Source organism: Empedobacter sp. UBA7494 (genome assembly GCF_002478465.1).
GTDB classification, from domain to species: Bacteria; Bacteroidota; Bacteroidia; order Flavobacteriales; family Weeksellaceae; genus Empedobacter; species Empedobacter falsenii_B.
This window is the reverse complement of sequence record NZ_DLOC01000070.1, coordinates 1-21,608: the sequence shown is the minus strand read 5'-3', so window position 1 is coordinate 21,608 and position 21,608 is coordinate 1. Positions and strand designations below refer to the sequence as shown.

Here is a 21,608-nt window from a genome sequence, read left to right as displayed (position 1 = left end):
ATTGGATTCTCTTCTATTTTTAAAAATATTTTCGTTTTTCTAAACTTGAATAACACCTAAATTAAATTGTTTTTCAATCGGAGCATGATTTGCAGCCTCAATTCCCATCGAAATCCATTTACGCGTATCCAAAGGATCAATAATTCCATCTGTCCACAAACGTGCCGCAGCATAATAAGGACTTGTTTCATCATTGTATTTTGCTGTAATTTCGTTCAAAAGTTCTTGCTTTTTCGCTTCATCAACTTCCACACCTTGTGCTTTTAAAGTCGCTTCTTTTATTTGTAACAAAACTTTCGCCGCTTGCTCGCCTCCCATAACTGCCAATTGAGCCGAAGGCCAAGCCACAATTAATCTAGGATCATATGCTTTTCCACACATAGCATAGTTTCCTGCACCATAAGAATTACCAACTATAATCGTGAATTTTGGAACAACAGAATTCGAAACTGCATTCACCATTTTCGCACCATCTTTGATAATTCCACCATGTTCAGATTTAGATCCTACCATAAATCCCGTTACATCTTGTAAGAAAACTAACGGAATTTTCTTTTGGTTACAATTTGCAATAAAACGAGTTGCTTTATCTGCAGAATCTGAATAAATCACACCACCAAACTGCATCCCATCTTTTTTAGACTTCACAATTTTACGTTGATTAGCCACAATTCCAACTGCCCAACCATCAATTCGCGCATACGTACAGATGATTGATTTTCCATAATCAGGTTTATATTCGTCCAACTCCGAGTTATCAACAATCCTGTTAATAATCTCATACATATCGTACTGCTCAGCACGAGATTCAGGTAAAATACCATAGATTTCATTCTCATCTAAAGCAGGTTTTGCTGCCTCAATTCGATTAAATCCAGCTTTTTCATAATCACCAATTTTACCAACGATAGATTTTATTCTATCCAAAGCATCTTTATCATCTTTTGCTTTATAATCAGTCACACCAGAGATTTCGCAATGTGTTGTTGCTCCACCTAAAGTTTCGTTGTCAATATCTTCTCCAATAGCTGCTTTTACCAAATAACTTCCAGCCAAGAAAATAGAACCTGTTTTGTCAACAATCATTGCTTCGTCGCTCATAATTGGTAAATATGCTCCACCAGCAACACAACTTCCCATCACAGCAGAAATTTGAGTAATTCCCATTGATGACATGATTGCATTATTGCGGAAAATTCGACCAAACATTTCTTTATCAGGAAAAATCTCATCTTGCATTGGTAAATAAACACCTGCGCTGTCCACCAAATAAATAATTGGTAATTTATTTTCCATCGCAATTTCTTGCGCACGCAAATTCTTTTTACCTGTAATTGGGAACCAAGCACCAGCTTTTACTGTCGCATCATTAGCAACAACAATACACTGTTTACCAGAAATGTAACCAATTTTAACAACAACACCTCCCGAAGGACATCCGCCGTGTTCTTTGTACATTTCATCGCCTGTTAAAGCACCAATCTCAATGTTCGGTTTTTTTTCGTCCAAAAGATAATCAATACGTTCCCTTGCAGACATTTTTCCTTTGCTATGCAACGCATCAATTCTTTTTTGACCTCCGCCAAGGTAAACTTGTTTCAGTTTTTGGCGTAGTTTAGAAAGTAATAATTTGTTATGATCCTCTCTTTTATTAAAAGTTAAATCCATTGTGGTTTTCTGTTTGTTTACAGCCCTAAACTAATGAATTTTATCGAATTCTTAAAATGAAATTTAGACTTGAGAATCAACGAATACAAAGTTCTTGCAATGCGTTTGGATTTGAGGAAAAAATGATAGAAAATCAGTTTCTAGATTCGCATAATTTTTTTCAAATTCGGGAATGATTTGATGTAAATTATTCTCAAATTTTGCTCGACTTCCGATTCCTTTTAATGTTTTTTGAACACCTTCTATGGTCGAATAATTTTTAAACCAATCATATTTCAACAAATAAAAAATGGTTTCTTGTAGTTTTTTTGGAAACGAATTGTATTCATCCTTAAATAATTGATAACAATCTGTTTTGAATTTTTCGAAAGGAGTTTCAGAAAAATTATTCCAATATTTTATCAAAAAATAATCATAAATCACATCAATAATAATTGGTGCAAATTTGTGCTGTGTTTCGTGAAAATAACTTGAGCTTTTCTTCACCGTTTCGTGAGAATCTGTATATGTATCAATCGAACGATGCAATAAAATCCCTTTCTGAATATCTTCAGGAAAATCTAAATATTGTTTTCCTTTAACAATTTCTCCAAGCAGATTTCCAATCTGAAGTGATTGATTTTCGAAGGATAAATATTGATGTGCGACAAAGTTCATAAGGCTTGTTTAGTATCATAAAGTTAAGTTTTTTTGTACAAACCTGTGTTATTTTACTGTGAAGAAAAAAAGCCATCTAAAAGATGGCTTAAGAACTATATTTTTATTCGTTGTTTCCAGAAATTTGATTGATTTTTTCTTCTAAAATCGGATAATATTCGATCATAGAATCTTTTAAATTTCGATCCAAACTTAATGCATTTTGCAACGCTTCATTTCCTAATTGATCTTGCTCTGTAATATAATAAACATTGCTTAATTGATAGAAAAATTCGGCACGATTAAAATTCTTCAAAGCGCCTGTTAATAAGACTGCAATCGCTTCCTCGTATTCGCCAACAGCAATTAAAGTTTCGACGTAAGCAAACCAAGTATTGAATACTAAAGGTTTCATTTCAACAAGTTTTGAAAGGTTTTTTAACGCTTCCTCAAACTTCATTTGTTTCAGAAAATAGTAAGTTGAATCTGTATAATATTCGTAACTATCGCCATTCAATTCTATTGCACGCTGAATGTAATATTCGGCTTCTTCAATATTTTCTAATTTGTTGTAAAGCGAAGCTGCTTTTGCCCAAACTTTATCCAATTGCGGATCTTCTTTTATCGCAATATGATAAGCTTTTAATGCTTTTTGTAGCTTCTCTAACTTTTCGTACAATTCACCAATTTTCATATGCGTAACAGCGGGCGAATCATCAAATTCTAATGTTTCTTCTAGTGTTTCTATTGCTTTGTTGTATTCTCCTAATTCTTCCAATGAAACTGCTTTGTTAGCATGACCAACAATAGAGTTAGGATTAATCGCGAGCACATAATCCAACGCATTTATAGCTTCGTCATACATTTTTTTGTGATTGTACAACAGACCAAGTTGCAACCAAGAAACTTCCGAATATGGATTATCGTCAATAAAATCTTTCAGAAATTCGATGCATTCATCAGGATTATGAATTTCTTCGTAACATTGAATAATAGAGTAGAAAGTATAATCGTTTTCTGGATTGAATTTCAATGCTTTTCTGAATGCAATCAACGCAGAATGAACTTCATCTAAATTCAAATATTCATTTCCGATACAATTGCAAATAAAATCAGTTTCTTCTTCATCTATTTGCAAAGCTTCTTCATAAAAACTTATCGCTTTTCGAGGCATATTTTTCATTCCCCAAAATCGCGCTTGCACCAAAAGATAATCTAATTCGTTTCCAGCTAAATCTTTTAAATCTTTGATGAGTTTTGCAGCTTTTTTTAAATTCTCAATTGTAAGAAAATATTCAATTCTTTTGATTTTGATATCTATATTCTCGGGATGCATTTTTTCTGCAAAATCTAGCGCACTTTTTGTATATTCGCTATCATTTACTTCAATATAGAATTCAAGAATTTCGACCAAATCCTCTGAATCGTAATACTTATACTCACGATTATCAAGCATTTGCTCAAAACCTTCAATTAGCTCGTTATTAAAAAAATCTTCGTCCATAGTGATAGACTAATTTACAAAATAAAATGTGCAAAAATCATAACGAATTGTTAGAGTTTTGCACATTTGTTAAACAATTAAAATAGATTGTTTTAGATAATATTTTTGATGCTTTCGATCATTTTATCAGCTAATTTATTTGCATTTTCTTCTGAGGTACTTTCAGTATAAATACGAATAATTGGCTCTGTGTTTGATTTTCTTAAATGAACCCATTCTGTAGGGAAATCAATTTTAACTCCATCAACCGTATTGATTTCTTCGTTTTTGTAAACTTCTTGAATTTTCACTAACAATTCGTCAACATTGATTTCTGGTGTTAATTCTATTTTCTTTTTCGCCATAAAATAAGCAGGATAAGAAGCTCTAATTTCAGAAACTGATTTATTTTGTTCAGCCAAATATGTCAAGAATAAAGCAATTCCTACTAAAGAATCGCGTCCGTAGTGCAATTCTGGATAAATAATACCACCGTTTCCTTCTCCACCAATTTTAGCGTCAACTTTTTTCATTTCAACTACAACATTCACTTCTCCAACTGCTGATGGCGAATATTTTTGACCATATTTTTCAGAAATATCGCGTAAAGCACGAGAAGATGATAAGTTAGAAACTGTTGCTGAAGGCGTTTTTGATAATACATAATCTGCGACTGCAACTAATGAGTATTCTTCTCCAAACATTTCACCTTTTTCGTCGATAATTGCTAAACGGTCAACATCTGGATCAACTACAATCCCGAAATCAGCTTCTTCGTCGATTACTTTTTTGCAGATATCACCTAAATGTTCTTTTAAAGGCTCTGGATTATGAGGAAAATGTCCGTTTGGCTCGCAATACATATCGTAATGAATCACACCTAAACGTTGTAATAACTTAGGAATTGCAATTCCTCCAGTTGAATTTACCGCATCAATCGCAACTTTGAAATTTTTCTCTTGAATCGCTTTTGTATTCACTAATGGCAAAGCCAAAATTTTCTCGATATGTAAATCAATTGCATCATCAAAAGTTTCATAAGAACCTAAATCATCAACTTCTGCAAATGTATAATCATCTTTATCTGCGAAAGCTAAAATTTGTGCGCCGTCTGCAGCAGAAACAAATTCTCCTTTTGCATTCAATAATTTCAACGCATTCCATTCTTTTGGATTGTGAGAAGCAGTTAAAATAATTCCTCCATCTGCATGCAAATGTGTCACCATAACTTCTACAGTTGGCGTTGTAGATAAACCTAAATCGACAACATTAATTCCTAATCCTTGTAAAGTTGAACAAACTAATTGAGAAACCATTTGTCCAGAAATACGAGCATCACGCCCTACAATTACTTTATATTCTGATTGATTTGATTGATTCTTAAGCCAAGTTCCGTAAGCTGCTGCAAATTTTACAGCGTCTATTGGAGTTAAATTATCTCCTGGTTTTCCTCCGATTGTTCCACGAAAACCTGAAATAGATTTGATTAGAGACATAAATTTTATTTTATAGTGTTACAAATTTACAAATTACAAAAACTTTTCTTATCTTTTTGGAACGATTTTAGTTAAGATTTACTTAACAATTTTTAAAACCATAAAAAATAGTATTAATTATGATGACAACTTCATTTATTATGTTAGGTATTACCGGAGTTTGGAGCTTTTTGGTATATTTAGTGTTCGGTTTAATTTGTGCTGGAATTGCTAAAGCAATAATGCCAGGTAAAGATCCGGGAGGATTTTGGGTAACTGCACTTATAGGTATTGTTGGTGCATATTTAGGAGCGTATATGCGTAAAATTTTAGGAATTTCTCATGATGGAGAAGTAAGTTTTTTCAGTCCATTGGATTGGATTTTTTCAATCTTAGGATCATTAATTTTATTATTTATCTGGAAAAAATTATTAGCTCCAATGTTTAATAAATAATTCATTACAATTATAAAAAAAATCCTTTATCAGAGACTGATAAAGGATTTTTTTTGTTCATATTATTTATAAAGGAAGAATGTTTTTCTCGTATTTCTGATTAATCATAATTGCAGAAGCTTCGTAGAAAGCAATAAATCCGCAGATGATTCCTGTCCAACCAGCAAAATGTAAAATGCTTTGATCTCCTGTAAAGTTTCCTGCTGCTAATAAAAAGAATAGTAAGGTTAACGATCCGAATAATAATTTACCAACCAAATTGCCTTTTAGTGTTTGGAAAAAGTTGATTAATGTAAATAATCCCCACATTCCTAAATAACATCCCATCGCATTTCCGTCTGGTTTTTCTACGCCAAACATTGGTGCTAACCATGTAAATACAAGTGTTAACCAAAAAGCGCCATAAGACATGAATGCAATACTACCAAAGTTGTTTCCTTTTTTCCATTCCATAACGCCAGCCACAAATTGTGCTCCGCCTCCAAAGAAAACACCCATTCCCATAATCATACTATTAACAGGGAAAAAACCTGCATTGTGTATGTTTAATAAAATAGTTGTCATTGCAAAACCAAATAATCCTAAAGGTCCAGGATTTGCTGTTTGGTCTTTAATTGAGTAAATATTGTTCATGTTATTTATTATTTTAAGACAATAATAATCTGAAAATAATAAATAAAAAAGAATTTATTCATAAAAAGTGTATAACTTACACTGTAAAAATATTTTTAAGTGAATATATTATTGATAATAAGTAAATTGAATACTTAATTTTTTAATGTCTCGAATAAATAAAAAATCCGTTAATTATCATTAACGGATTTTTGAATTTGAAATATAGTTAGATTATTTCTTTTTGTTTTTTTGTTGTTGCTCTTGCATTTCTTGAGCTTGTTTCATCATTTCTTGCATTTTCGAAGCAAACTTACCTGTCTTTTTAGGTTTTGTTTTATTTGTTTCGATGATTTGATGAATCTTCGCTTCGTGAATCATATATTTCTTAATATATAACACGATGAAAATATTAATCGCATTGGATACTAAATAATACCAAGATAGACCAGAAGCATAATTGTTAAGGAATACAAAGAAGAAAACTGGCATTACATACATCATGTATTTCATGAATTGCATATTTGGCATTCCTTCTTGTTGTGGCATTTGGAAATTATCCATAGATCCAGAAACTTTAAAATAAATCATCATTGCAACAATGTATAATAAAGCGAATACACTTAAGTGACCATTAAGGAATGGAACCCATTCTGGTAATTTGATTAAATCATCGAATGCTGTTAAATCATCTACGAACCAGAAAGGAACACCTCTCAAGTCGATTAAGTTCGGGAAGAAACGGAATAACGCATAGAAAATAGGAATTTGTAATAATGCTGGTAAACATCCTGCTAATGGATTGATTCCTGCATTACGATAAATTGCCATTGTTTCTTGTTGCTTCTTCATCGCATTTTTTGGATCCTTGTATTTTTCGTTGATTTCATTCAACTCTGGACGAACAACTTTCATCAATGCAGATTGACGGTATTGTTTGTACATAATTGGAGATAAAATCAATTTTACAACGATTGTCATCAAGAAGATTACCCATCCTAAAGGAATACTCATTGCTGCCAACCATTTAAATACATTCAAGAAGAAATATTTATTCAACCAACCAAATAATCCCCAACCAAAGTCAATTAAGTTTTGGAATCCTTTGTCGTTATAATCTTTCAACATTTTATAATCCAATGGAATAAAATCCCATGTGAATTTTGTATTGATTTCATTATTTTTTAACTCTAATTTTGAGTTTAAGTGATAGTGTTTACTATAAGTTAAATCCTCTTTATCAGAGTTTTTAGAACCACCTTTTGTTGTTTTAAACCCTTCATCATTTGATAAAACTGTTGCGAAGAATTGTTGTTTGTTGGCTACCCAAGAAATAGCTTCCTCTTCATCCCATTCGTCAGAACCAAATAATTCGTATTCGATGTCTTTGTTTCCTTTGAACTGAAAATAAGTATGTGACCAATATTTTTCTTGATCTTTCCCTTTCTCAGTACTGAAACCATCCATTGTCCACGCTAAATCTACATTTTTCTCAGAAGTGATGTTAGATAAACCTTGCGTTTTAACTTCGAAATCGATACCATAAGAATCTCCTAATGTATAAATGTATTGAATTTGACTATTTTGCGCATTGGCTGTAAACGTCACAATTGTATTGTTCGCATTTTTCTGTACTTGAGGCACAAATACTAAATCCGAAACATTAAGAACAGCTCCTTGTTTTGTTTTGAATGATAAGTTGAACTTACTTGATCCATCTTTTATCAAATGTAAAGGATCTTTGTGTCCATCTTTTTTGTCATTGTAAGCTGTATATCCAACGATTTGTACGTCAGAAATTTGAGCTCCTTTTGGCGAAAAAGTAACTTTTAATTTATCATTACTAACTTCAACATCTTTTGCTAATGTAGGATCTACAGTTTGAAAAGCTTGTGTTGTAGCTGTTTTATTTAATTGTTCCTGTTTTTTCGCTTGCTCTTGCTTTTGAACTAATTCTTTTTTCTGTGCTTCGACCTCCGCTTCCGAAGGTTTGTTTAGAAAATAGAATACGCCAAAAAGAATTGCAATTAAAATAAAACCAATCGTTTGGTTAAAATCAAATTTTTTCTCTTGTTGCATTTAATAAATCATTTTGTTTATTCAATAAAGAAGCTTCGATAAAACTTATAAATAAAGGATGTGGCGAAGCAACTGTACTTTTATATTCCGGGTGGAATTGTACACCTATATAATATGAGTGTTGATTATGTTCTAAAATTTCTACTAATTCTGTTTCAGGATTTTTACCAACTGGAATAAAATTATTTTCAACAAATTCATCGTAAAAATCATTGTTGAATTCATATCTATGACGATGACGTTCTAAGATTTCGGTTGTGTTGTAAATTTTCTCAATTTTTGAATTAGGAGTTAATTCACATTTCCAATTTCCTAAACGCATTGTTCCTCCTTTGTCCGAAACATCTTTTTGATCTTCCATCAAACTGATAACAGGATAAGGCGTTGTTAAATCCATTTCTGCTGAATCTGCTTTTTCGTAACCTAAAACATTACGCGCAAATTCGATTGCCATAATTTGCATTCCCAAACAAATTCCTAATGTTGGAATATTATTTCTTCGTGCATAATTTGCAGCAATTATTTTACCTAAAATACCACGATCTCCAAAACCTGGCGCGATCAAAATTCCCGAAACTCCTTTCAATTGCTCTCCAACATTGTCTTCTGTAATATCACCAGAATACACCCAACGAACTTTTACATTCGTTTCGCAAGTTGCAGCAGCATGTGTAAATGCTTCTGTAATTGATTTATAAGAATCGTGTAACGAAACGTATTTACCAACTAAAGCAATTTCGATTTCGTTTTTAGGATTTTTATGATTTGATAAGAATTTGTTCCAAACTGTAAAATCTGGTTCTTGATCAGTTGGCAAATCTAAGCCTTTTAAAACAACTTCGTCAAAATTTTGTTCATGTAATAAGAATGGAACCTCATAAATTGTGTCTGCATCCATACTTTCGATTACATTTTCTTTGCGAACATTACAGAATAAAGCCAATTTAGCTTTCACATCCTTTGGTAAATGACGCTCCGTACGTGTAACTAAAACATTGGCATGAATACCATTTTCCATTAATGTACGAACAGAATGTTGAGTAGGTTTTGTTTTTAATTCACCCGCAGCAGCTAAATAAGGGACTAATGTTAAGTGAATAACAGAAGAATTATGTTCTCCTAATTCCCAAGTTAACTGACGGATAGATTCGATATAAGGTAAAGACTCAATATCTCCAACCGTACCTCCAATTTCAGTAATGATGATATCATAATCACCTGTATTACCTAATAATTTGATACGACGTTTGATTTCGTTTGTGATATGAGGAACAACCTGAACTGTTTTTCCTAAATAATCTCCACGACGTTCTTTTTCTATAACTGTTTGATAAATACGACCTGTAGTAACTGAGTTAGCACGAGATGTTGCGCGGTTCAAGAAACGCTCATAATGTCCTAAATCTAAATCGGTCTCTGCACCGTCTTCCGTAACGTAACATTCTCCATGCTCGTAAGGATTAAGTGTTCCTGGGTCTACATTTATATAGGGATCCAATTTCTGAATTGTTACTCTATATCCTCTTGCTTCTAGTAGCATTCCTAATGATGATGCTACGATTCCTTTTCCTAACGACGATGTTACTCCTCCGGTAACGAAAATGTACTTTGGTGCTTTGTTTGTTTCCATTGAATCTTTAAATCAATGGTTGCAAATTTACGAATAAATAATGGGGTAAAAAAAAGTGGGAGTGAAATTTAGAGAAATAAAAATAGGCAAGCGATCTACATCACACCGCTACGACCGTATACCTTTGCTACGTTCCCGTCCTGGAGGATTCAACAGGAGCTGGTTGTGTAGGACTTGCCTGATGCAAAGGTAAGAAAGTTTTGTAAAAATAAAAGGGTTTAGCGTAAAGATTTTTGGTTTGACACTTGTTCTTGAAGTTTTTTGTTTCATTATGAATAGATTAAATCTAAAAATATTTTTAGAAATTAGATAAAATCACACCTTTAAATCATATAAAATAATGTATTATAGAATAAAGGATATAATTATCTTTGCAGAATGATTAGTTTTAATAAAATTTTCAAAAACTCTTTGGTGCTTACGGCAATTACATTAGCATTGTTTTTCGCACTTTACTTTTATTTTTCGTTGAACGGAACAGTTTCTGTAAAAGATTATTACACTTACAGCTTTATGATTTGCTGTTTTATTGTATTACCTTTATATGCATTATATTGTTTCTTAACAATTTTCAATTTATCGAAAAATAAAGCAAAAAATCATCAAACTTCAGAAGAATTAATGACTTTCAAAGAAGGTTTCAAAGTTGGTTTCTACACAATTTTCTTCGCAGGAATCATGAGTTTGATTGTTATTTTTGTATTCTTCAATACTTATGGAGAATGGGCACAAGATAGTTTGAAACAAGGATTGTTAGACACTTTTACGTCTAATATGTCTGATCCAAAAGTCGCAAAAGATATCGAAACATTTAGAAATTCGGATGATTATAAAACACTTAATTTATTTACTGTGAAAAACTTCTTCGGATTATTCTCAATTTTCTTATCTTTCTACATCGCAATTGCAGCGATGTTTTCACAATTCTTAAAAAAACGTGTTTTTTAACATATGGATATTTCAGTTGTTGTTCCTTTATTGAACGAACAAGATTCCTTAGAGGAATTATTCTACAGAATCAAAAAAGTCTGTGAACAGAATGATTTTACATTCGAAGTTATTTTCGTTGATGACGGAAGTACAGATGATTCGTGGCAAATTATCGAATATATTGCCAACTTCAATACAGAAGTGAAAGGAATTAAATTCCGTAAAAATTATGGTAAATCTCCAGCACTTAGCGCAGCTTTCAAAGAAGTGAAAGGTGATGTTGTGATTACGATGGATGCAGATTTACAAGATTTTCCTGAGGAAATTCCGTCGTTATACAAAATGCTGAAAAACCAAAAAGCAGATATTGTTTCGGGTTGGAAAGAAAATCGTCAAGATAATAAATTGACAAAAAATCTTCCTTCGAAATTATTCAATGGTGTTGCACGTAAAACGTCTGGTGTAAAATTGCACGATTTTAATTGTGGTTTGAAAGCTTATCGTTGGGAAGTAACGCAAAATATCGAATTGTATGGAGACATGCACCGTTATATTCCTGTTTTAGCGAAAAACGCTGGATATTCGAGAATTATCGAGAAAAAAGTAAAACATCAAGCGCGTAAATATGGTGTTTCAAAATTTGGAGCAAATCGTTTTGTAAATGGTTTCTTGGATTTGATTACACTTTTCTTTGCATCAAGATTCGGGAATAAACCAATGCATATTTTCGGTTTATTGGGAACATTGATGTTTATTTTAGGATTTTTTGCTTCATTTTATTTAGGAATAGAGAAATTATATAAAGTTTATATTTCGCATACACCAGCCAGATTAATTACAGATAGTCCTTATTTTTATATCTCGTTAGTTTTTATGATTTTGGGAACGCAATTATTTTTGGCGGGATTTTTGGGCGAGTTAATTGTTCGTAATAATCGCGAAAAACAATTGTATTTAGTTCAAAAAGAATTGAATTTAAACTAATTAAATAACCAACTACTATGAAAAAAATAATTTTATTAGGATTTTTAGGTTTAGTTGTAATTTCGTGTTCGTCATCAATTGATGGAGAAGGTGCTGCAACGGCTCAAAAAGAATATACAGCTGACAATATCAAAGATTTGAGCGTTTCGTGTAACTGTAATGTTATTTTGGTTCCTGGAAACAAATCTGGAGTTAAAGTAGAATCGCATCAAAATATTATTGATAATTTAGAAGTTGAAGCAAAAAATAATGCGGTTACAATCAAAGAAAAATCAAATGTAGACCATTATAGCGCCTATGATTTGTACGTTTATGTGACACGTGATTTAGAAAAAATCGATGTAAATAAACAAACTTCTTTGACAACTTCTGGAACATTAAATGTGGATGAATTGACAATGTCTGCAAAAGATCAAGCGCGAATTAATCAGACTTTTTTGATTACAAACAACTTTGATTTGAAAGCAGATGATCAATCTAATATTATGTTAGAAGGAACTGCTGGAACTATGAAAGTGAAAGCTTATGGCGAAGCACAATTGAATTTGTTCAAATACGAAGTTAACGAAGCTAATTTCACAACAGATGATAATGCTTTGTTAGATATCAATGCGCGTCAAACGCTTTATGGTTCTGCAAAAGGAAACTCAATCGTTAATTTTATGGGCGATCCAAATAAGGATACAAAAATTGCCGACCGTGCCCAAGTACTAAAAAAATAAAAAATAAGAATGACTTCAAGTTTAGATAATGCTAAATTATGGCTTTCTGACGCTTATGATGCGGAAACAAGAAAGGCTGTTCAAGATTTAATTGATAATAATCCAACCGAATTAGACGATTCTTTTTATAAAAACCTTGAGTTTGGAACAGGAGGAATGCGTGGTATAATGGGAGTTGGAACAAATCGTTTAAACAAATATACACTTGGTGCAGCAACACAAGGTTTAGCAAATTATATCAATCAACAATTTCCGAATAAAGAGAAAAAAGTTGCGATTGCTTACGATGTTCGCCACAATTCGGATACGTTCGCAAAAATGGTTGCAGATGTTTTGACTGCGAATGGAATTAATGTTTATTTGTTCGAATCTTTTCGTCCAACGCCAGAATTGTCTTTTACAGTTCGTCATTTAGGTTGTGATGCTGGAATTGTGTTAACAGCTTCTCATAATCCTCCAATTTACAATGGTTACAAAGTTTATTGGAATGATGGAGCGCAAATTGTTCCGCCACAAGATGGAGAAATTATTAATGAAGTAAATAATGTAAAAGTAGAAGAAATCAAATTTCAAGGTAACGATGCATTGTTAACGTATATAGGTAAAGAAATTGATGAAGCTTTTATTGATGCATGTGTAGCGAACGGAAGTTTTACACAAGATGGTAAGGAAGATATAAAAATTGTTTTTACTTCTATTCACGGAACTGCCGTTGCAATTACGCCAAAAGCTTTTGATAAAGCTGGTTTTACTCAAGTTCATCAAGTTGCTGAACAAGCAATTCCAAGTGGAGATTTCCCAACAGTAAAATCGCCAAATCCAGAAGAACCAGAGGCTTTGACTATGGCAGTTACTTTAGCGAATGAAATTGGTGCTGATGTTGTGATTGGAACAGATCCTGATGCGGATCGTGTAGGTGTTGCAACGCGTAACAATGAAGGTGAAATTGTTTTATTAAATGGTAACCAAATGAATACTGTTTTGGCTTATTATTTATTAGAAAAATGGCAAAAATCGGGGAAATTAGTTGGAAATGAATTTATCGGATCGACAATCGTAACGTCTGATATTTTCTATGATATTGCTGCGAAATTCAATGTTGATTGTAAAGTAGGATTAACAGGTTTCAAATGGATTGCTGATATGATTCGCAAATTCGAAGGCAAAGAAAGTTTTGTTGGAGGAGGAGAAGAATCATTCGGATTTATGGTTGGAGACTTTATCCGTGATAAAGATTCTGTTACAACAGCTTTATTGGTTTCTGAAATTGCTGCTGTACAAAAAGCAAAAGGAAGTTCTCTGTACAATAAATTAATGGAAATCTATCTTGAAATCGGAAAAGCATATCAAGAAGATTTAATTAGTATTGTAAAACCTGGAAAAGAAGGTGCAGAGTTAATTGCTAAAATGATGGTTGAATTTAGATCAAATCCTCCAAAAGAATTAGCAGGATCTAAAGTTGTTCGTGTAAAAGATTTTCAATCTTCTATCGACAAAGATTTAATTTCTGGTGAAGAAAAAGCGATTGAGATACCAAAGTCAAATGTATTGATTTTCTATACAGAGGATGGAAGTAAAGTAGCTTGTCGTCCTTCTGGAACAGAACCAAAGATTAAATATTATTTCTCTGTAAATGCTTCACTTTCTAACAAAGAAGATTATCCAGCTGTTCAACAAACGTTGTTAGCGAAAATCGATTTATTGAAAGAAGATTTTAGCAAATAATCATTCAAGAATAAATATTAAAATAAATAGAAAATGGCCGTCAATTTTGACAGCCATTTTTTATATGATTAAATTTTTAATGTTAGAAAAACATCGAAAATAGATAATAAAATCCTGTTGCAATAAGTGCAGAAACTGGAATTGTCAAAATCCAAGCCCATAATAAACTAATTGTAACTCCCCAACGAACGGCAGAAACTCTTTTTACCATTCCAACACCAATAATAGATCCTGTGATCACGTGAGTTGTAGAAACTGGCATTTTGATATGTTCAGTAAAAAATAATGTAATAGCTGAAGCTGTTTGAGCAGTGAAACCTTCGATAGGAGTAATTTTTGTAATTTTATTTCCCATCGTTTTTAGGATTTTCATTCCGCCACCTAAAGTTCCTAAAGCAATTGCAGAGAAACACATAATCGGAACCCAATCGTGAATATCAGTACTACTTGTTGTGATGAACCAATGCTTCCAATTGAAAACATCATTCAAAATCCAATCATTCATATCCGTATTAACAATTGCAGTTTGATTAGCAAGTAAAGCAAACGTGATCACTCCCATTACTTTTTGAGAATCATTCAAACCATGACCAATACTCAACATCGCAGAAGAAACTAATTGCAATTTCTTGAACCAAGCATCTGCTTTATGTGGTTTTGCATTTCGACAAAGATTCAGCGTGATGATGTAAATAACATTACCAGCGACTAAACCAATAATTGGCGCGACCAAAATAAAAGCGATAATCGTTAAGATAATTGTACTGTTAATAGCAGAAAAATCATAACCTGTCGCAGCTAATGCACCTCCAGCTAATCCTCCAATTAACGTGTGAGATGAGGAAGAAGGGATTCCTAATTTCCAAGTTAAAATATTCCAAGTAATAGCGGCAGAAAGTGCTGCCATAACAACTACAGATGGATTAGATCCAAATGCGACAACAACATCTTCTTTGATAATTTTAGCGATTGTGTCTGCAACTCCGAATTCTCCAATTATAAATTTGGCAATGAAAAAAGCAACAAAATTGAAAAATGCAGCCCAAATAACAGCCTGAATTGGAGTTAAAACCTTTGTAGTAACAACGGTTGCAATAGAGTTTGCGGCATCGTGAAAACCATTTAAGAAATCAAATAAAATGGCTAAACCGATAATGATAAATAATACAGTTAATTGCATGGCGCAAATTTAAAACTTTCTTAAACTTATCATTTATCAATTTCGAAAATTATTTCAAAAATAAAAAAGGAGCTTATAAAAGCTCCTAAATATTAATAATATTGATTGTTATTTTTAAACAAATAATGTTACGATATAGTAGATTAATGCAGCTAATAATGCAGAGACAGGGATAGTAAGAACCCATGCCCAAAGTAAACTAATCGTTACTCCCCAACGAACTGCAGAAACACGTTTCGTTAAACCTACACCAATAATAGAACCTGTAATTGTATGCGTTGTAGAAACTGGAATTCCGAAATGCTCAGAAATATAAAGCGTCATTGCTCCTGAAGTTTCAGCAACTACACCTTCTAATGGTGTTACTTTTGTAATTTTAGAACCCATTGTTTTGATGATTTTCCATCCACCACCCATTGTACCTAATGCGATAACAACAAACGATGTAATAGGAACCCACATCCAATGTGCTACGAAATATTGGAATTTATCTTCCGCTTGTACATAAGCTGGGTCAAAATCGACATTCATGTGATAGAATATAACCGCTGCTCCAATAATACCCATTACTTTTTGCGCATCATTCATACCATGTCCCAAAGAGAAAAGGGCAGAAGAAACCAATTGTAATTTTTTGAACCACCATTCTGCTTTTGCAGGTTTGGCTCTTTTACATATATGAAGTGTGATGATGGTTAATATAGAGGCGATAATCATCCCAATTAATGGTGCTAATACGATAAAGCAAACAATTGGAATTACTTTTTTGTAAACAATTACATCTTCTCCACCAGCAGAAAAACCACCAGCGTGAGCTAATGCAGCTCCAATAAAACCACCAATTAATGTATGAGAAGAAGAAGAAGGAATACCAAACTTCCATGTTAATAAGTTCCAAGAAATGGCAGCGATAATTCCAGCTAAAATAACTTCTAGTGTAATAAAATGCTCGTTAACCGATTTTGCAATCGTATTACCAATCTTAAATTCTCCAATCCAATAGACCGAAATAAAGTAAGCTGCAAAGTTGAATGCTGCTGCCCAAAGTACAGCCTGAAAAGGTGTTAAAACCTTAGTAGCAACAATGGTAGCAATAGAATTTGCTGCGTCGTGAAAACCATTTATATAATCAAAAACAAAAGCTAAGACGATAATAGTAATCAATAACATTCCTGGCGTTGACGTAAGCATGCTCGAAAACGCTGAAAAAAAATCTGTCATAATCTTTTAGATTAAGTTATGGTTATGAGTGTTTTACCGCTACTGCTTCCAATACATTTGCAACACTTTTACACTTATCTGTTGCAGATTCTAATGAAGATAAAACTTCCTTGTATTTGATGATGTTTTTGGCATCAGTTTCGTTCTCGAAAATTTCTTGAACCGCTTTATCAAAAATACGATCCGATTTATTTTCTAATTTATTGATTCGTTCACATATTTCATAAATACGATTTACGTTTCTCAAATCTTTCAATTGCTCAATTCCTTCACCGATTAATTGACAAGCCTCTAAGTTAACAGCTGTAATTTTGCGGATAGATTTTGTAATTTTATCTACTTGATAAATATTGATACGATTCGCTGCTCCATTTAAATTATCTGCAACATAATCGATAGATTTTACTAATTGATAAATATCTTCTCTGTCAAAAGGTGTGATAAAGTTTTTGCTTAACTCTAAATTTGTTTTTTGAGTAAGATATTCAATTTTGCTTTCTATCTTAGAAATTTGCGCGATGTAATCTTCGCGTTCTTCAACTGGAGCGTTTACACATTCATGTAACAATTCAGCTAATTTGATTAAACTTTTTGAAGCTTCCTCGAACAAAGGATAGAATACTTTATCCTTCGGAGTAAATAATTTAAAAAATGAGTTTACCGACATTCAATAATGTTTTGAAGTGCAAAATTAATTTTTCTAATGTAAAATTAACATTAAATAAATATTATGCGAACGTTTTTATTAAAATATATCGATAATTATATGATATTCAGATTAATTAAAAATACGAAAAGTTATTAGCTTAGAGAAAAATAATATAGGATAAAGTTTTAATAAATTTTGTTGTCAATAGATGTAGATAAGATACTATCACTTATCAAAAATTAGGTTTATTGATAATTTACTTGTTTTGTTATTCTTGAATTAAAATTCTGTAAAATATAACTTATAATTCTTTAAAAAATTATAAATCAATGTAAAATAAATTCATTATTATTTGTTTTTGTATAAATTATTTGTAGTTTTGCATGCCCAAAAAATGGGTTTAATCCAAATTTAAAAGGAAATTAATTAGTATGCCAACAATTCAACAATTAGTTAGAAAAGGTAGAAAAAAACTAACCAAGAAGAGTAAATCGGCTGCATTGGAATCATGTCCACAACGCCGCGGTGTTTGTACACGTGTTTACACTACAACTCCTAAAAAACCTAACTCAGCAATGCGTAAAGTTGCACGTGTTAGATTAACAAACGGGAAAGAAGTTAACGCGTACATCGGTGGTGAAGGTCATAATCTTCAAGAGCACTCGATAGTATTGGTTAGAGGAGGTAGAGTTAAAGATTTACCAGGTGTGCGTTACCACATTGTACGTGGAGCGTTAGATACTGCGGGAGTAAACGGACGTACTCAACGTAGAAGTAAGTATGGAGCGAAACGTCCTAAAGATGCTAAAAAATAAATTTAAGGTAAGATGAGAAAGACAAGAGCTAAAAAAAGACCTTTACTTCCAGATCCTAAATTTAATGATCAGTTAGTAACTCGTTTCGTAAACAACTTAATGTACGACGGAAAAAAATCTGTAGCATTCAAAATTTTCTATGATGCGTTAGAAATCGTAGATTCTCGTAAAGAAGATGCAGAAAAAACTTCATTAGACATTTGGAAAGAAGCATTATCTAATGTAATGCCTCACGTAGAAGTGCGCTCTCGCCGTGTTGGTGGAGCTACATTCCAAATTCCAATGGAAATTCGTCCAGATCGTAAAATTTCAACAGCAATGAAATGGTTAATCAAATATTCTCGTAATAGAAACGAGAAATCGATGGCTCAAAAATTAGCTGGAGAAATTATTGCAGCTGCTAAAGAGGAAGGATCTGCCGTTAAAAAACGTCAAGATACTCACAAAATGGCAGAAGCTAACAAAGCATTCTCTCACTTTAGATTCTAATACAAGATGGCAAGAGATTTAAAATACACAAGAAACATTGGTATTGCTGCTCACATCGATGCAGGAAAAACTACAACGACAGAGCGTATCTTATTCTATACAGGAAAGTCTCACAAAATTGGAGAAGTTCACGATGGTGCTTCTACAATGGACTGGATGGAGCAAGAGGCTGAACGTGGTATTACCATTACTTCTGCGGCTACAACTTGTACTTGGACTTTCCCAACAGAACAAGGTAAGCCATTAGCAGATGCAAAAGGATACCACTTCAATATTATTGATACTCCTGGTCACGTTGACTTTACTGTAGAGGTAAACCGTTCATTACGTGTATTAGATGGATTAGTATTCTTATTTTCAGCAGTTGATGGTGTTGAGCCTCAATCAGAAACTAACTGGCGTTTAGCTGACAACTACAAAGTTCCACGTATGGGATTTGTTAACAAAATGGACCGTCAAGGATCTAATTTCTTAAATGTATGTCGTCAGGTAAGAGAGATGTTAGGATCTAATGCTGTTCCTATTGTATTACCTATCGGTGAAGAAGCTGATTTCAAAGGTATCGTTGATTTAATCAAAAACCGTGCGATTGTATGGCATGATGAAAACAATGGTTCTACTTTTGATGTTGTAGAAATTCCTGCAGATTTAGTTGACGAAGTTAAACAATACAGAGCTCAATTAATCGAGGAAATCGCTGCTTATGACGAAAACTTATTAGAGAAATTCATGGAAGATGAAAACTCTATTACAGAAGACGAAATTCATGCAGCTTTACGTGCAGCAACATTAGACATGTCTATTATCCCAATGACTTGTGGATCTTCTTTCAAAAATAAAGGAGTTCAGTTCATGCTAGATGCTGTTTGTCGTTATTTACCTGCTCCAACAGATAAAGATGCTATTCACGGTACAGATCCAAAAACAGAAGAGCCTATAACAAGAAAACCTTCCGCAGATGAGCCATTTTCTGCATTAGCGTTTAAAATTGCTACTGATCCTTATGTGGGTCGTTTAGCATTCTTCCGTGCTTATTCTGGTCATTTAGATGCTGGATCTTACGTATTAAATACTCGTTCTGGTAATAAAGAACGTATCTCTCGTATCTTCCAAATGCATGCTGCAAAACAAGAGCCAATCGAATTTATCGAAGCTGGAGATATTGGAGCTGCTGTAGGTTTCAAAGATATCAAAACAGGAGATACTTTATGTGATGAAAAAGCACCTATCGTTTTAGAATCTATGGATTTCCCAGATCCAGTAATTGGTATCGCGGTTGAGCCTAAAACTAAAGCTGATGTTGATAAAATGGGTATGGCTTTAGCTAAATTAGCTGAAGAAGATCCAACATTTACAGTTAGAACTGATGAAGCTTCAGGGCAAACAGTTATTTCTGGAATGGGTGAGTTACACTTAGATATCATTGTTGATCGTTTAAAGCGTGAATTCAAAGTAGAAGTTAACCAAGGAGAGCCTCAAGTAGAGTACAAAGAGTCATTCTCAAGACCAGCTGAACACCGTGAAGTTTACAAAAAACAATCTGGTGGACGTGGTAAATTTGCTGATATCGTTTTCGAAATGGGACCAGCAGATGAAGGAAAAGTAGGTTTAGAATTCGTTTCAGAAATTAAAGGTGGAAACGTTCCTAAAGAATTTATCCCTTCTATTGAGAAAGGTTTCAAAGCTGCAATGAAGAATGGACCTTTAGCAGGATTCGAAATGGATTCGTTAAAAGTTACTTTAAAAGATGGATCTTTCCACCCTGTGGATTCTGACCAATTATCTTTCGAGTTAGCTGCTCAAATGGGTTACAAAGCTGCTGCAAAAGCTGCTGGTGCTCAAATCTTAGAGCCTATCATGAAGTTAGAGGTTTTAACTCCAGAAGAAAACATGGGTGATATTGTAGGTGACTTAAACCGTCGTCGTGGTCAAGTATCAGGAATGGATGATAGAAATAACGCTAAAGTTATTAAAGCTATGGTTCCATTAGCAGAAATGTTCGGATATGTAACTTCATTACGTACATTATCTTCTGGTCGTGCTACATCTACAATGGAATTCGATCACTACGCTCCAGCACCAACAAACGTGTCTGAAGCTGTAATCGCTAAAGCAAAAGGTAACGCTTAATTCAAGAAAAATGAGTCAAAAAATTAGAATAAAATTAAAATCTTACGATTATTCTTTAGTTGATAAATCAGCTGAAAAAATCGTAAAAACTGTAAAAGCTACAGGAGCTGTTGTTAATGGACCAATTCCATTACCAACTCACAAAAGAATCTTTACAGTTTTAAGATCTCCACACGTTAACAAAAAATCTCGCGAGCAATTTCAATTATCAGCTCACAAAAGATTATTAGACATTTATTCTTCTTCATCTAAAACAGTTGATGCTTTAATGAAGTTAGAATTACCTAGTGGTGTTGAAGTAGAAATTAAAGTATAGTTAGCTGTATTTTAAATAAATATAAACCCTGAGACGTGCACATCTCAGGGTTTTTTTATGAATTACTGTAAGAATGCTTTGATTGATATTTTTCGCTGTTTGTAAACTTTTGAAAAATAATCAATTGAAAGTTTGTTGTTTACAAATTAATTCATACATTTGCATGCTAATTTTAGAGAAGATCTCTAGTGGTCGAAAGTCCACATTCTCTGAAATATTAAACAAATTATTAACATATTTTAATCAAATGTCAGGTATCATTGGTAAAAAAATCGCGATGACTAGCTTATTTGATGAGAACGGGAAAAATATTCCTGTGACAATCGTAGAGGCTGGGCCATGTGTGGTTACTCAAGTCAGAACCGTAGAGAAAGATGGGTACGTTGCTGCTCAACTTGGTTTCGATGAC

General features: G+C 33.0%; 19 protein-coding genes, 1 other RNA gene and 1 pseudogene. 10 read left to right on the top strand and 11 right to left on the bottom strand.

All coding sequences use genetic code 11. The annotated features are described in order from the left end of the window. Nucleotides 1-39: 39 nt before the first annotated feature. The 4 genes from B4E95_RS08380 to glmM all read right to left on the bottom strand — a co-directional run bounded on the left by B4E95_RS08380 (nucleotide 40) and on the right by glmM (nucleotide 5,283). On the bottom strand, nucleotides 40-1,668 hold the full coding sequence (locus tag B4E95_RS08380) for an acyl-CoA carboxylase subunit beta (RefSeq protein ID WP_291091108.1): 1,629 nt from the start codon (nucleotides 1,666-1,668) through the stop codon (nucleotides 40-42). 63 nt (nucleotides 1,669-1,731) lie between these two features. Further along, the gene (locus B4E95_RS08375; protein WP_291091106.1) at nucleotides 1,732-2,325 is read right to left on the bottom strand and encodes an ACP phosphodiesterase; all 594 of its coding nucleotides are present in this window, start codon (nucleotides 2,323-2,325) and stop codon (nucleotides 1,732-1,734) included. A gap of 103 nt (nucleotides 2,326-2,428) precedes the next feature. Then, entirely contained in the window at nucleotides 2,429-3,808 is a 1,380-nt protein-coding gene (locus tag B4E95_RS08370; RefSeq protein ID WP_291091104.1) for a tetratricopeptide repeat protein, read from the bottom strand. Between the two features lie 92 nt (nucleotides 3,809-3,900). After that, the gene (glmM, locus tag B4E95_RS08365; protein ID WP_221853943.1) at nucleotides 3,901-5,283 is read right to left on the bottom strand and encodes a phosphoglucosamine mutase; all 1,383 of its coding nucleotides are present in this window, start codon (nucleotides 5,281-5,283) and stop codon (nucleotides 3,901-3,903) included. Between the two features lie 119 nt (nucleotides 5,284-5,402). On the opposite strand from glmM, the gene B4E95_RS08360 reads away from it, so the two are divergent. Beyond that, entirely contained in the window at nucleotides 5,403-5,717 is a 315-nt protein-coding gene (locus B4E95_RS08360; RefSeq protein WP_291091102.1) for a GlsB/YeaQ/YmgE family stress response membrane protein, read from the top strand. A 66-nt stretch (nucleotides 5,718-5,783) separates the two neighbouring features. Here the strand turns inward: B4E95_RS08360 and B4E95_RS08355 are convergent, their stop codons facing one another. The 4 genes from B4E95_RS08355 to ffs form a co-directional block, all read right to left on the bottom strand. Further along, entirely contained in the window at nucleotides 5,784-6,350 is a 567-nt protein-coding gene (locus B4E95_RS08355) for an acetate uptake transporter (RefSeq protein WP_221853941.1), read from the bottom strand. Between the two features lie 213 nt (nucleotides 6,351-6,563). Continuing rightward, the gene (yidC, locus tag B4E95_RS08350) at nucleotides 6,564-8,408 is read right to left on the bottom strand and encodes a membrane protein insertase YidC (protein ID WP_291091100.1); all 1,845 of its coding nucleotides are present in this window, start codon (nucleotides 8,406-8,408) and stop codon (nucleotides 6,564-6,566) included. Next, the gene (locus B4E95_RS08345; protein WP_291091098.1) at nucleotides 8,386-10,038 is read right to left on the bottom strand and encodes a CTP synthase; all 1,653 of its coding nucleotides are present in this window, start codon (nucleotides 10,036-10,038) and stop codon (nucleotides 8,386-8,388) included. Before B4E95_RS08345 ends, yidC begins: the two co-directional genes overlap by 23 nt. Before the next feature lie 81 nt (nucleotides 10,039-10,119). Further along, nucleotides 10,120-10,218: signal recognition particle sRNA small type (gene ffs, locus B4E95_RS08340), an RNA gene on the bottom strand. A gap of 198 nt (nucleotides 10,219-10,416) precedes the next feature. Here ffs and B4E95_RS08335 point away from each other — a divergent pair. The 4 genes from B4E95_RS08335 to B4E95_RS08320 are packed head-to-tail and all read left to right on the top strand — an operon-like array spanning nucleotide 10,417 to nucleotide 14,399. Then, nucleotides 10,417-10,986, top strand: coding sequence for a DUF4199 family protein (locus B4E95_RS08335; RefSeq protein WP_286479884.1), 570 nt, complete (start codon nucleotides 10,417-10,419; stop codon nucleotides 10,984-10,986). A gap of 3 nt (nucleotides 10,987-10,989) precedes the next feature. Next, nucleotides 10,990-11,952: a glycosyltransferase family 2 protein gene (locus B4E95_RS08330; protein WP_280049177.1), complete on the top strand. Its 963-nt coding sequence runs from the start codon at nucleotides 10,990-10,992 to the stop codon at nucleotides 11,950-11,952. Between the two features lie 17 nt (nucleotides 11,953-11,969). Further along, nucleotides 11,970-12,674, top strand: coding sequence for a GIN domain-containing protein (locus B4E95_RS08325; RefSeq protein WP_291091096.1), 705 nt, complete (start codon nucleotides 11,970-11,972; stop codon nucleotides 12,672-12,674). A gap of 9 nt (nucleotides 12,675-12,683) precedes the next feature. Further along, nucleotides 12,684-14,399: a phospho-sugar mutase gene (locus B4E95_RS08320; RefSeq protein ID WP_219034157.1), complete on the top strand. Its 1,716-nt coding sequence runs from the start codon at nucleotides 12,684-12,686 to the stop codon at nucleotides 14,397-14,399. 82 nt (nucleotides 14,400-14,481) lie between these two features. On the opposite strand, the gene B4E95_RS08315 is transcribed toward B4E95_RS08320, so the two are convergent. From B4E95_RS08315 to B4E95_RS08305, 3 genes are all read right to left on the bottom strand, one after another. After that, nucleotides 14,482-15,579, bottom strand: a complete 1,098-nt coding sequence (locus B4E95_RS08315; protein WP_114999000.1) for an inorganic phosphate transporter — start codon at nucleotides 15,577-15,579, stop codon at nucleotides 14,482-14,484. Between the two features lie 114 nt (nucleotides 15,580-15,693). Next, entirely contained in the window at nucleotides 15,694-16,800 is a 1,107-nt protein-coding gene (locus tag B4E95_RS08310; protein WP_291091093.1) for an inorganic phosphate transporter, read from the bottom strand. A gap of 22 nt (nucleotides 16,801-16,822) precedes the next feature. Further along, complete coding sequence (locus tag B4E95_RS08305; RefSeq protein WP_019974212.1) at nucleotides 16,823-17,467, bottom strand: DUF47 domain-containing protein; 645 nt, start codon at nucleotides 17,465-17,467, stop codon at nucleotides 16,823-16,825. A 413-nt stretch (nucleotides 17,468-17,880) separates the two neighbouring features. On the opposite strand from B4E95_RS08305, the gene rpsL reads away from it, so the two are divergent. The 5 genes and pseudogenes from rpsL to B4E95_RS08280 all read left to right on the top strand — a co-directional run. Then, nucleotides 17,881-18,264: a 30S ribosomal protein S12 gene (rpsL, locus tag B4E95_RS08300; RefSeq protein ID WP_019974211.1), complete on the top strand. Its 384-nt coding sequence runs from the start codon at nucleotides 17,881-17,883 to the stop codon at nucleotides 18,262-18,264. 12 nt (nucleotides 18,265-18,276) lie between these two features. Then, a complete protein-coding gene (rpsG, locus tag B4E95_RS08295; protein WP_019974210.1) occupies nucleotides 18,277-18,753 on the top strand; it encodes a 30S ribosomal protein S7 in 477 nt (158 codons plus the stop codon). A 6-nt stretch (nucleotides 18,754-18,759) separates the two neighbouring features. Beyond that, nucleotides 18,760-20,883: an elongation factor G gene (fusA, locus tag B4E95_RS08290; RefSeq protein ID WP_280051339.1), complete on the top strand. Its 2,124-nt coding sequence runs from the start codon at nucleotides 18,760-18,762 to the stop codon at nucleotides 20,881-20,883. A gap of 10 nt (nucleotides 20,884-20,893) precedes the next feature. Continuing rightward, entirely contained in the window at nucleotides 20,894-21,199 is a 306-nt protein-coding gene (gene rpsJ, locus B4E95_RS08285) for a 30S ribosomal protein S10 (RefSeq protein WP_019974208.1), read from the top strand. A gap of 247 nt (nucleotides 21,200-21,446) precedes the next feature. Beyond that, nucleotides 21,447-21,608 (top strand): annotated as a pseudogene (locus tag B4E95_RS08280) (50S ribosomal protein L3); the annotation flags it as partial.

Coding starts and splice junctions, on each gene's coding strand:
- B4E95_RS08355 (WP_221853941.1), bottom strand. CDS start 6,350: ATGAACAATATTTACTCAATTAAAGACCAAACAGCAAATCCTGGACCT.
- B4E95_RS08360 (WP_291091102.1), top strand. CDS start 5,403: ATGATGACAACTTCATTTATTATGTTAGGTATTACCGGAGTTTGGAGC.
- B4E95_RS08375 (WP_291091106.1), bottom strand. CDS start 2,325: ATGAACTTTGTCGCACATCAATATTTATCCTTCGAAAATCAATCACTT.
- B4E95_RS08315 (WP_114999000.1), bottom strand. CDS start 15,579: ATGCAATTAACTGTATTATTTATCATTATCGGTTTAGCCATTTTATTT.
- B4E95_RS08330 (WP_280049177.1), top strand. CDS start 10,990: ATGGATATTTCAGTTGTTGTTCCTTTATTGAACGAACAAGATTCCTTA.
- B4E95_RS08370 (WP_291091104.1), bottom strand. CDS start 3,808: ATGGACGAAGATTTTTTTAATAACGAGCTAATTGAAGGTTTTGAGCAA.
- rpsG (WP_019974210.1), top strand. CDS start 18,277: ATGAGAAAGACAAGAGCTAAAAAAAGACCTTTACTTCCAGATCCTAAA.
- rpsL (WP_019974211.1), top strand. CDS start 17,881: ATGCCAACAATTCAACAATTAGTTAGAAAAGGTAGAAAAAAACTAACC.
- B4E95_RS08380 (WP_291091108.1), bottom strand. CDS start 1,668: ATGGATTTAACTTTTAATAAAAGAGAGGATCATAACAAATTATTACTT.
- B4E95_RS08320 (WP_219034157.1), top strand. CDS start 12,684: ATGACTTCAAGTTTAGATAATGCTAAATTATGGCTTTCTGACGCTTAT.
- fusA (WP_280051339.1), top strand. CDS start 18,760: ATGGCAAGAGATTTAAAATACACAAGAAACATTGGTATTGCTGCTCAC.
- B4E95_RS08325 (WP_291091096.1), top strand. CDS start 11,970: ATGAAAAAAATAATTTTATTAGGATTTTTAGGTTTAGTTGTAATTTCG.
- B4E95_RS08310 (WP_291091093.1), bottom strand. CDS start 16,800: ATGACAGATTTTTTTTCAGCGTTTTCGAGCATGCTTACGTCAACGCCA.
- rpsJ (WP_019974208.1), top strand. CDS start 20,894: ATGAGTCAAAAAATTAGAATAAAATTAAAATCTTACGATTATTCTTTA.
- B4E95_RS08335 (WP_286479884.1), top strand. CDS start 10,417: ATGATTAGTTTTAATAAAATTTTCAAAAACTCTTTGGTGCTTACGGCA.
- B4E95_RS08345 (WP_291091098.1), bottom strand. CDS start 10,038: ATGGAAACAAACAAAGCACCAAAGTACATTTTCGTTACCGGAGGAGTA.
- glmM (WP_221853943.1), bottom strand. CDS start 5,283: ATGTCTCTAATCAAATCTATTTCAGGTTTTCGTGGAACAATCGGAGGA.
- yidC (WP_291091100.1), bottom strand. CDS start 8,408: ATGCAACAAGAGAAAAAATTTGATTTTAACCAAACGATTGGTTTTATT.
- B4E95_RS08305 (WP_019974212.1), bottom strand. CDS start 17,467: ATGTCGGTAAACTCATTTTTTAAATTATTTACTCCGAAGGATAAAGTA.